Annotated in this window: 9 protein-coding genes and 1 other RNA gene; 5 read left to right on the forward strand and 5 right to left on the reverse strand. The window is 38.8% G+C overall.

The window, feature by feature from the left end:
* From ssrA to ABZB17_RS15505, 5 genes are all read right to left on the reverse strand, one after another.
* Nucleotides 1-205, reverse strand: a transfer-messenger RNA (tmRNA) gene (ssrA, locus tag ABZB17_RS15485); the annotation flags it as partial.
* 267 nt (nucleotides 206-472) lie between these two features.
* The gene (locus ABZB17_RS15490) at nucleotides 473-1,648 is read right to left on the reverse strand and encodes a MalY/PatB family protein (RefSeq protein ID WP_372651336.1); all 1,176 of its coding nucleotides are present in this window, start codon (nucleotides 1,646-1,648) and stop codon (nucleotides 473-475) included.
* A gap of 45 nt (nucleotides 1,649-1,693) precedes the next feature.
* Nucleotides 1,694-2,941, reverse strand: a complete 1,248-nt coding sequence (locus ABZB17_RS15495) for a DUF418 domain-containing protein (RefSeq protein WP_372651337.1) — start codon at nucleotides 2,939-2,941, stop codon at nucleotides 1,694-1,696.
* Between the two features lie 215 nt (nucleotides 2,942-3,156).
* Complete coding sequence (locus ABZB17_RS15500) at nucleotides 3,157-4,095, reverse strand: EamA family transporter (protein WP_372651338.1); 939 nt, start codon at nucleotides 4,093-4,095, stop codon at nucleotides 3,157-3,159.
* A complete protein-coding gene (locus ABZB17_RS15505) occupies nucleotides 4,089-4,958 on the reverse strand; it encodes a DUF3737 family protein (RefSeq protein WP_372651340.1) in 870 nt (289 codons plus the stop codon). The genes ABZB17_RS15500 and ABZB17_RS15505 overlap by 7 nt, the downstream gene beginning before the upstream one ends.
* Nucleotides 4,959-5,643: 685 nt before the next feature.
* On the opposite strand from ABZB17_RS15505, the gene ABZB17_RS15510 reads away from it, so the two are divergent.
* The 5 genes from ABZB17_RS15510 to ABZB17_RS15530 all read left to right on the forward strand — a co-directional run bounded on the left by ABZB17_RS15510 (nucleotide 5,644) and on the right by ABZB17_RS15530 (nucleotide 10,579).
* Complete coding sequence (locus tag ABZB17_RS15510; protein WP_372651341.1) at nucleotides 5,644-6,027, forward strand: HU family DNA-binding protein; 384 nt, start codon at nucleotides 5,644-5,646, stop codon at nucleotides 6,025-6,027.
* Between the two features lie 555 nt (nucleotides 6,028-6,582).
* Nucleotides 6,583-7,707 (forward strand): hypothetical protein, encoded by a 1,125-nt coding sequence (locus ABZB17_RS15515; protein WP_372651343.1) that lies wholly within the window; start codon nucleotides 6,583-6,585, stop codon nucleotides 7,705-7,707.
* A complete protein-coding gene (gene dcm, locus ABZB17_RS15520) occupies nucleotides 7,704-8,807 on the forward strand; it encodes a DNA (cytosine-5-)-methyltransferase (protein WP_372651345.1) in 1,104 nt (367 codons plus the stop codon). Before ABZB17_RS15515 ends, dcm begins: the two co-directional genes overlap by 4 nt.
* Nucleotides 8,808-9,159: 352 nt before the next feature.
* Nucleotides 9,160-9,954, forward strand: a complete 795-nt coding sequence (locus ABZB17_RS15525) for a hypothetical protein (protein WP_372651347.1) — start codon at nucleotides 9,160-9,162, stop codon at nucleotides 9,952-9,954.
* A 109-nt stretch (nucleotides 9,955-10,063) separates the two neighbouring features.
* Nucleotides 10,064-10,579, forward strand: coding sequence for a transposase (locus tag ABZB17_RS15530; RefSeq protein ID WP_372651349.1), 516 nt, complete (start codon nucleotides 10,064-10,066; stop codon nucleotides 10,577-10,579).
* Nucleotides 10,580-10,900: the final 321 nt, after the last annotated feature.

Consider the following 10,900-nt stretch of genomic DNA (forward strand, 5'->3'; position numbering starts at 1 on the left):
CCGCTTCAAAGCATTAGCATCCGGGCGATGTCTTGTTCCAAAACCTTGTTTCGGAATTAAGTGTAATCTAAATTGTTAGATTACGCAGCAAGAGCGTAATTATTTTCGCCAATTATGGTTTTGATCATTATTTTTAACGGGTCAACAACCAAAACCCGACATGCTTACCTGTCTCTTCTACCCGCTGTCAAAACCAGTCAGCCCCAGTAGAAATAGTATTACGTTATAATACAGAACGTTGGATTGATGTTTATTTGTGTTGGCTAACCAACCGGCAACAAAATGTGAGGATTGTTGCACAAACAACTTTATCAAATCCGGTGCAAATATATTGATTCTGCTTAAATTCTACTAGTTTATATTTTTTACAATTGCTCTGAAACAATGTTTGTAAAGCCCGGATAGAGATTAAACGCCTCGTAATTAGTTGTTTGAATTTTATTATTGATCCTTACAATTATCTTGTAATGTTTTAAACCGTAATTTGGTCGAATGCTGTTTTTAATCTGTTCAGTCCTTCCTGTAAAACATCACGCGGGCAGGCAATGTTTAGACGCATAAAACCTTCTCCGGCCTTGCCGTAAACCGTTCCTTCGTTAAGCCAAACCTTTCCTTTTTCTATCAGCAATTCGGTTAGCTTCTCCGATTTAATGTTTAAAACCGAAGTGTCGATCCAAACCAGGTAAGTAGCTTCAAGTGGTAAAATCGGGAATTGTGGAAGGTTCTCTGCAAAGAAACCTTTTACCAACAGGTAATTATTCCACAAGTATGCTCGTAAATCATCCAGCCATTTTTCCGAATCTTCGTGTGTGTAAGCGGCAATTAATCCTTCAACGGCAAACGGACTCACATCGCAAACTTCGTTAATATTGATCGCTTTATCGATCTTTTTGCGAATCTCGGCGTCGTAGGTTAAAATATTGGCAATCTGTAATCCCGCCAGATTAAAGGTTTTACTGGGAGCAACGCAGGTTACCGAGTTCTCTAAAAACCGTTGTCCCAGCGATGCGAATGGTATGTGCGTATATCCAGGGTGCACCAAATCGCAATGGATTTCATCAGAAACTACGATTACATTATTTCGGAAACAAATTTCACCAACTTTATCCAGTTCATCCTTGGTCCAAACGCGGCCTGCCGGATTATGCGGGTTGCATAATAGCATCACTTTGGCTTTCGGATCGGCAGCCTTTTTCTCCAGATCGTTGAAATCGATGGTGTATTTGCCGTCTTTGTAGATCAGGTCGTTGGAAAAACTTTCGCATTTGTTATTTCGAATCGACGAGAAAAAACAATTGTAAACCGGCTCCTGTACAATTACTTTGTCTCTGGGTTCGGTAAGAGCCAGAATGGTTGCCGAAATGGCAGGAACCACACCAATTGTGTAGATCATCCATTCTTTTTCGATTGTAAAATGGTGCCGGCGTTTAAACCAGCTGATAACCGCATTGTAATAGGCATCGGGCACTTTGGTGTATCCAAAAATGCCGTGCTGCACACGATTGGTCAGTGCATCGATAATTGGTTGTGCCGTTTTAAAATCCATGTCGGCCACCCACAGCGGAATAATATCATCGTTGGTTTTTGAATCCCATTTGTATGAATTGGTGCCTCTGCGTACTATTTTTTCGTCGAAATTGTGTTGCATAATTAACTATTTACTTCGCTTTTCACTTTGAATTTACATCCTCAATTAATGCTTTGCAAGTTTTAGTGGTTGGATTTTCCGGTAGGTTAAACTTCTCCATATCCATTCCAATGGGCCAAAGCGGAAATATTTCAGCCATAAATTGCTTAAGATGATTTGGAAACCAAATATGATTACCGCAGCAATTGTCCAGGCCAGCGGACCAAATTGCTGCGCCAGACCAAAACCAACTCCGTAAAACAGAATTATTCCGATTATACTCTGAAACACATAATTGCTGAAAGCTGTTTTACCGACAGCCAGCACCGGGTTCAGAATTATCTGAATCCACTTCTTTTCGAACAGCAACGCCAATGCCATCATGTACACCAAAGCCAAAGGAAACACCACAAGTGAATCAGCAATGGTATAATACAAACCTTCGATTTGATGCTGATAATAGGCCTGTTCATTTTTCAGAACACCTTCGAGCCAGTAGTTGAGCGGAACAAAAACAATCAATCCAGCAATGGTTGCCTTGAATACCACTTTTTTGTGCTTCATTATTTTTGAATACAAATTGGTTCGGCCCATATAAAAACCAATTAACATGGCTCCCAGTACTTTCGGAATACGGCTTACGGCAAACAAATAGGCAAAACGATAAGGCGCATCAGCCAGGGTAATTTTAATGTTTGACATGATGGTAGGACTTTCGCTCAAAACAACCGTTCTGCTGGTGTCCTGGTCAATCCAGCCAAAGTGCTGGTACATTTTTTCTCCAAGGCTGTATAAATAGTCGGAAGGGTAGTTGACCCACGGCCAATTCATCTTCAGAAAATAAAGTAAAACGGGAGACAAAAGCATAAGAATACCGGTGGTTAACAGGGTGCTGTTGGAATATTTTCGGAGTGCTACCAATACAAAACCAACCAATCCGTATAGAAATACAATGTCGCCTTCCCAGATAAAAAACATATGCATTCCGCCCAGAAGCATCATAAACCAGAGTCGTCGGCGAAGGAAGGCGGCGGTAGAGGCATCATCTTTTTTCGAACGTTTGATCTGAAGTGCTATTCCCCAGCCAAAAAGGATACTGAAGATGGTATAAAATTTACTTTCGATAAAAATGCCTTGCAGAAGGTATACTACATGATCAATTTCTTCATAAGTGAACATTCCACTCACTTGTGGTGAATAAAGCGAGAACCACCTTAAATTGGCGATTAGAATGCCGAAGATTGCGATTCCTCTCAGCAAGTCCATGTAATCAATACGTTCGCGCGAAGAAAGCGGGGTAGGTATATGGCTCATATTTTTTCCCGGTTATTGGTTAAAACCTTTCTCCCGAAATTTCGGGATAATTGTAGTTCCTTTAGTTTTTAAAAACTTATTTTGGAATTTGATTTGAGTACAGAGAAGCTATTCGTGTCTATTTTCTTCTCTCACTACTCACTACTCACTACTTTCTACTCGTATCTCATGCTTTGTTCATTTTTAATTTCATTCGACACCTAAATCTCTATTTTTCATAACGTTTTATTTCTGACTAACCTTAGCTTGTTAAGCTGCACCAGTGTTACACTTGCAAGAATAAGAACCAGACCGCCAATTTGTATTCCGGTAACCAGTTCGTTTCCCAGCGATACGCCGAGTATTATCGCAATAACCGGATTTACATAGGCGTGAGTAGCCACCTCGGCGGCCGGACGAACTTTTAACAACCAGATATATGCGGTGTAGGCGAATATGGAACCAAAAATAATGAGGTAAACAACTGCTGCCCACGACGATATTGAAATCTCTTTGGCTTCTACAGTTGCCATTTCTCCAAGCGATGTTGAGAAAATCCAAAACATAATGGACGCAAATATCATTTGCCAGGCTGCTCCTGCAAATGCATCGGTGCTGGTTTCGCGCATCGAAAAGTATTTGGTGTAAAGCGTACCCAAAGCCCAGGATATACACCCGAATATGAGGATGTAGATTCCTATGTTATGAATGTCGGCGATATTTTCGTTCAGATATTGTTCCAGGTATAAAAGTAAAACCCCAAGAAAACCAAGTATGATTCCGCCGATTGTAAACGGATTTTTAAAGTTCTTTTTCCACATGGGGAAATCGAGCAGCAGTATCCAAATGGTAGTGGAGGACGCGATAATGGCAACCAGGCTGCTGGTTACATAACTTTGCGCCAGCATAATCACCGCCATATCGATAAACAACAGTACGAGGCCGCTAACTGCCGATTTTTTTACCAGGCTTTTCTCAAATACGTTCACCCCTTTGTAATAACGCCATGCCAGCAGAAGAACTCCGGCAATCGAAAAGCGTACTGCACCAAGCAGGAAAGGAGGGAAGTCGTTTAATGCATAACCGATGAAGTAGTAGGTTGAACCCCAAACCACATAAATGAGAAAATAGGCAAAAATGATTTGTATTGATTTCTTGTCGATTTTGTTTAGCATAGTCCTTTAACGTTTACTTCGCTTTGAACTTTGATTTCGCAGCCCCCGGGACATTTACAGTGTTCGTCGAAGATGATTTCGCCAATGCTATGTGCTATAATTTCGCCGGTGGAAGGATTTTTTACACTGGCAACCGGACTTGAAATTTCGGCTTTTAAGGAGCTGTATTCAAATGCCAGATCGGCATCCGCTTTCATCTTACAGTTTTCCAGCACCAGATTCTGTGCATAACACAAGGGCTGAGTTCCACCAATTACACAGTTCACCAGTCGCAGGTTTTTCGAGTGCCAGCCCAGGTATTCACCGTCAATCACCGAATCGTAAACCGTTACATTCTCGGTATTCCAGAAAGCATCTTTTGAGTTGAGGTGCGAGTTTCGGATTTCAACATTTTTTGCGTACTGAAAACCATAGTTTCCCTGAAGTGTAAGATTTTCAACTTTTATATTCTCGCTGTTTTTAAAGATGTAATCGCCATTGGTCACCTTTACGTCTTCAAATTCAATGTTACGGCACCACCATGTACATTCCTGGGCATCGGTAAGTTCTACGTTTTTCAGGTACAATCCGTCAATTTCGCGAAACATTTTTGGTGCTTCCACACGGGTATTTACCATTCGCAGGTCTTTGCAGTACCAAATAGCTGCCCGGCCTCCGGGAGTAAACAAACAGTCCTCAATAATACTGTTTGTATTGTGCCAAAACGGGTATTTCCCGCTAAAAGTACAAGCGGTAGCTATTATGTTGCTTGCTTCTTTAAGGGCCGATTCTCCTGTACCGATTTCAACTTTTTTAATGTGTAAACCTTTTGCTGCAAATAAGGGGCGTTCTCCTTCAAAAAATCTGTTTTCTACTAGTTTCATGTTGAATTATGTTCTTAATAACAATATAAGACGCTAATATCTTAATTAGGTTTAAAAAGTGTAGCTGTTTTCTGTGTTATTTTCTGAAATTGTAGAGAATTGAGTACAAAGAATTGAGTACAAAGTATTGAGTACAGAGTACAAAGTATTGAGAATTGAGTATTGAAAATCATTCTGCTTTTTCTCTCACTACTAAGGTCTCACTGCTTACTACTGGCATGTTTAACAAGCAGGTGGGGAAGTGCCCAACGAAGTACCGCAGGTTGAATTAAAAAATGTTCAGGCCATGTACCCCAAATTTGCATATGGCCGAAAAGCCCATAGAACCTACATTCAACAGCCTTCTGCTTCCATTTATAAACCGATTTTACAAAATTATTTAGTAAAAAAGTTTTATAACTTTAATAAATATTATTATTTTCAACAATTGTTTAACCTGTTGTCATACTGAAAATTGCAGACACATAAAATTCAATAAATAACTAAAATAATTGAAAACACACCGCTTTTTAACGAACAAAGTTTGAATAAAATTACCAGGCAAGGTATACGAATAGAAAGTGAGTAAATAGACGCGAATAAGCTTCTTAATACTAAATACTCAAATCTAAGTACTCACTACTAAATACAATAATATAAATTCCCCGCCTAACGGCGGAAATGTTAAATTAAAACACATACAATTATGTCTATTAAATTTAAAGTTATTGAGAAAGGCCAACCCGGAGTTGCCGGTGGTGGCGAAAAAAAGTTTTATGCTTCGGCACAGTCGAGTGGCGATATGACGCTGACCAAACTCACCAAAAGCATCGAAAAAGTGAGTACGGTTAGTGGTGCCGATATACGCGCGGTGCTTTACGCCATGGTGGATGTGATGAAAGATGCACTTGCCGACGGCCAGATTGTTCGTTTGGGCGACCTGGGCAGCCTGCGTATAAGTATTTCGAGTAATGGCGAAGACACTGCCGATAAGGTATCGGCAAAGTCGGTTAAAGCCGCCCGTACCATTTTTACACCCGGTGCCGAGCTGAAAAACCAGCTTAAAAACATGAAGTACGAAAAGGCCTGATAACAGGGCTTTTCAGAAGCATACAAAAAACACACTACGTTTTTGTAAAAATGTAGTGTGTTTTTTTAAAAAAGACGTGTGTTTTTTGAGAAAACGTAAGCATGTTTTTTTACAAGCATAACTATAACATCGCTTTTTAACTTTTATCTCGAAAACAATCGCGCCCCCGGTTCTGCTCCGGGCCTCTGGCTACCCCTCGTTTGTAACGAGGGGCAAGGTCTCCTGGCATTTATAATGCCATTTTTATAATGTCGTTACAAACGACTAGAATAGAGGCAGAAGAATAGCAGGTTCGGGATTTAAACCCGTGTTGTTTTAATTCGTTATTATGCTAACTTTAAGCTCCGAATAAAAACCGTTACGCATTGATCACGCACCCGAATATTGGATTTACACATAAAGTTGGGTTCCACACCCAAAATGGACGGATAACCCAACCCGACAATAGAAAAATAATCCTGCTTGTTGGGTTCCAGTTCCATGTAGGTTGTGTTCCATAAGGGAGAGCCGTTCGCGTTGAATGAAGAGATAGAAATAATTATTTAATTACTACTTTTGTTAGTTGATATAATTGATATGAATGATTATAACTTAAAAGAGCCTTTAGTTGATTATCCATGGAAAGCAGAAGCTGAAAGGATTATTACATGGGCTAAAAATAAAACGAATGAATATAGGACATTTGCTTTTGATTTGTGCATGTCTCTTGCCTACATTGACAGTACATCAGGACTAGAGAAGCATATGCAAACATGTCCTTCCTGCCCAGATGGTTTTAATGGTCATATTGGCTTTATAAATTTATGTAGTCCTTGTTATGAAAAATCAAATATTTGGCAATATCAGAAAGCGGCGAAGCCTCAATCTGGAGCTCTAGGCAAATTGAGTAGCGAAATGATACTTAAATTTGTTGAAATTATTTTTGATGAATTTAAGGAAGTTTATAGTATTGGAGGAACTGAAGTTGCAGATGCAAAATTGATTGACAATGAAGATAGAATAATTTTAGCCGAGGTAAAATCAGCCCCCTTATTGACATTTCCATTAATATTAAAATCAAATATTGAAGATAAAGAGCATATTTCTGGAAACTTGACTTCTTCTCAATTTAGAGAACTTGAATCTGCCATTTATATGCATAATCAATTATATATTCCTCTGGGACAAATTAAGAGTGAATATTGGCCTTTTAAGCAAGTAGCCGATTTTCTAGAAAATGAAAGCAATAGCAATGATATTGAAAAAATGCTTGAAATATGGACTGAAGCAAAAAGAGCTTATTCACAAAAGGATAGAGACTCATCATATTTCTATTTAGCAAATGCATCGGGAGGGCCTCCAAAAATTGCAAAAGAAAGAGATAATTGGCCTTCAAAAGAGTCAATAAGCGATAGTAAGACGAGTGCAGGCATGGATAGAACTGATGATATTAAAAAGGGTATTTATCAATCTCTTAAGCTCGGAGTTTCGAATTATAAAAACAGGAATATAGAAACTGCACTAATCTCAAATTTACCTGCATTAAGGCATGGTAGTGAATATGTTGACCCATTCGTTAATATTTTATGGGGCGAAGATAATTCCCTAGTTAGAGAGGGTGATTTGGAATACATTAATAAGGATGATTTAAGATATATTTTTGACCATTTAATAACTTTAGATTCTCCAATAATTCGATGACAAATAATATTCAAAATCATATAACAAGAGAGTATGAAGGAATCGTTCTAGAGCGATTTAAACACCTAAAGCAAGGAGGTAAAATGGGTGACTTGCCTGCACATCTTCAACATGAAAGTTTCATTAGAAAGGGAGATAAAAAAACAGGTGGCCCTAATATGCGCTTATATAGACTTGAGTATAATGTTCCAGCTCTAACTGTAACGGCATTTATTTTTAATAAATTTGTACATCCAAATGAAGATAGGTACATTACTCCTCGCGAAGCAGCATGCTTGCAGGATTTTCCTGTTAATTGGGAATTTAAAGGGACCTTAGGTCAAGTTCAAAAGCAAATAGGTAATGCTGTGCCTGTTAATCTCGCTTCGGCAGTTGCAAATTCGGTTAAAGAATATCTTTTAAAATCTGGGGAAAAAGGAACAATTAAGATTGCTTCATTTTTTACAGGTGCAGGTGGGCTGGATTTGGGTTTTGAAAATGTTTCAGATACAAGTATTAATTTCGAAACTTTATTCTCTTCTGATATTGAAGAATGGGCTGAAAATACAATAAAATCTAATCGCCCTGATTGGAACTTTATTAGAAAAGATATTAGAGAACTATCAAGCAAAACTGTCATTGAAATTATCGGCGATAAACCCGATATTATTATTGGAGGACCACCTTGTCAACCATTTAGTGTTGCAGGAAAACAAAAGGCAATAAAAGACCCACTAGGGCGCTTATATTCTGATTTTATTAAGCAGGTGAAATTATTGCAGCCAAAAGTCGTAATTATGGAGAATGTTTACGGATTAACACAAGTTAAATCAGCAAACATGTTAGAATTGATTAGGGAATCCTATAAAGAAATAGGCTACAATGTAGTTTATAAAGAATTAAACTCAGCTGATTATGGAACTCCTCAAAAAAGGAGAAGGGTGTTTTTTGTAGCAGCAAAAGATATTTCTCAATTTAGTTTCCCTTTACCGACTCATTGTAGCCATCCAAATTTACTCGGATTACCATTATATAAAGGAGCTGGAGAGGTATTGGAAAGTTTACCAAGTCCTGAAATTAGGAATAACGGCACACACACGCAATATGGCAAAAAGCAGTGAAGTCTTAATTGGAGTGGGTTAAGCCCGTTCCAACTTCATCTCGGGTTGATAGTGAATCCCCGCCCGCCCCGATTAACAATCGCAGTGCAATTCGGGAGAATTGAAATGAACTAACTTTCAGCCGTTGGCTGAGGTGCGGATTATAAATTAACTGTGGCTGATTTTCGATTCGCATCAGCTGAGGCACGGAGGACATGTCCCAACCGCTAGTACAAATTTTAAACAAAAAAAAGAAGCTTTTACTATGACTAAAAAAATCAAAAAGTTATTTGTCTTTTTACTTGTAATTTCAATATGGTGCATATCATGTGAGAAAAAACAGGAAAAAGTTTCCGAAAGAAAAAATCAGCTTTTGGAGACATCAAATAAGTCGGGTACAAATGAGTGGACGAAACCTGGTTCAATTACAGTAACTTGCCACGATTATGCAACAGTAATAACTGAACATGGCGTAATTACCAATAATGTATGGAATAAACAGGCAGCCGGTAATAAAAAATGGAGTCAATGCATCGAGAAAAAAACGGAAGGTGATTCAACGATTTATGGCTGGTCATGGTCGTGGCCTAAAGGAAGGAGAGCAATCTATGGTTATCCTCAGATTAAGGTGGGGGCCTCGCCCTGGGCTCCTGAGCCAAAGTTCGACGACAGGTTTCCTATGACAATATCGCAATTAAAGAAATTAAATGTTTCCATTGATGTAGAAACAAGCTCCAACGGAAATTACAATCTGGCTACCAGTATGTGGTTAATAAGAGAACCAAATCCAGGTTCACAACCCAACCAATCAATTATTGCAGCTGAAATAATGTTTTGGACCTATGCAACAGCGGGCCTGTTTAATCCGGCAGGGCGCAAATATGGTGAGGTAACGGTAGCAGGCGAAACCTGGGAAGTATGGTATGAAAAGAACTGGTATGATACATCCGGAGCTAACAGGAATCGATGGGTGTATATTTCATTTAAAGCAAAGAATTTCGGTTTTAAAACAACGATTAATGCGCTTGAACTTCTTCGTTATGCTATTCATGAGAAACTCATTTCTGATAGTTTGTTGATTGCAGACATTGAACTTGGAAATGAAGTTATGAGTGGTGAAGGAATGACCTGGGTAAAGGAATTTAATGTCCAGTCGGCATTGAAATAGTATTGATTTTAGCAATGGCAAGGATTACAAATTAGCTGAGGCTGATTTTCGATTCGCACCAGCGGAGGGTGCACGATTCCATCGCGTTCCTTTCCAATATTGATAAATTATGCCCGACAAATTCAGAAATAAATATCGCATTTCGTCTGCCCGTTTGCAAAATTGGGATTATGGTCGTAATGCGGCCTATTTTGTTACCATTTGCACCAAAAACCGGGAACATTATTTTGGTGATATTATGGATGGGGAAATGCAATTATCGGCAATTGGGGAAATTGCTGAAACCGAATGGTTAAAAACATTTGATTTGCGCCGCGATATGAATTTAACCATGGGGGAATACATTATTATGCCGAATCATTTTCATGCCATTATTATAATTGGTAAAAATCAATATAATACCGATGACGATGACGGCGGCAATGGAAACGGCGCGGATGGCACCGTAGAGATGCAATGCATTGCGTCTCTACCAACAACGCCACCGCCGGCCAACCAATTTGGCCCGCAACGTAAAAATTTGGCATCAATAATACGTGGTTTTAAAATTGGGGTAACAACACGTGCCCGAAAAACAAATCCTGAATTTGCCTGGCAATCACGGTATCACGATCAGATTATCTGAAACAACGAATCGTTTGAACGCATTTGCAATTATATCATTTCAAATCCTGAAAATTGGGAGGAAGATCGCGATAAAACCGATTACCAGACATGATGAAATAGTGCCCCCTTCAATAGCAACGATTTATAATTTGCGTCTGGATTGTTATTGTTACTATTTCCGTTAATTTTATACTGTTTATCACTAGTGTCCCATTAAAATTGGGACGTTAATAATTAAACAAATTTGGCTCATTAAGCCTAAAACGTTCTTTGTCATTTTGAAATTTAGTTCTCTCAAAGAGGTCTCGAAGATGAGTTTTATCGGTCAATGATATACTCA

This window comes from Draconibacterium sp., from assembly GCF_041583095.1.
Lineage (GTDB): Bacteria > Bacteroidota > Bacteroidia > Bacteroidales > Prolixibacteraceae > Draconibacterium.

Bases quoted from the DNA above. Each gene is read 5' to 3' on its own strand.
- ABZB17_RS15490 (WP_372651336.1), bottom strand. From the start codon at position 1,648: ATGCAACACAATTTCGACGAAAAAATAGTACGCAGAGGCACCAATTCA.
- ABZB17_RS15495 (WP_372651337.1), bottom strand. From the start codon at position 2,941: ATGAGCCATATACCTACCCCGCTTTCTTCGCGCGAACGTATTGATTAC.
- ABZB17_RS15500 (WP_372651338.1), bottom strand. From the start codon at position 4,095: ATGCTAAACAAAATCGACAAGAAATCAATACAAATCATTTTTGCCTAT.
- ABZB17_RS15505 (WP_372651340.1), bottom strand. From the start codon at position 4,958: ATGAAACTAGTAGAAAACAGATTTTTTGAAGGAGAACGCCCCTTATTT.
- ABZB17_RS15510 (WP_372651341.1), top strand. From the start codon at position 5,644: ATGTCTATTAAATTTAAAGTTATTGAGAAAGGCCAACCCGGAGTTGCC.
- dcm (WP_372651345.1), top strand. From the start codon at position 7,704: ATGACAAATAATATTCAAAATCATATAACAAGAGAGTATGAAGGAATC.
- ABZB17_RS15530 (WP_372651349.1), top strand. From the start codon at position 10,064: ATGCCCGACAAATTCAGAAATAAATATCGCATTTCGTCTGCCCGTTTG.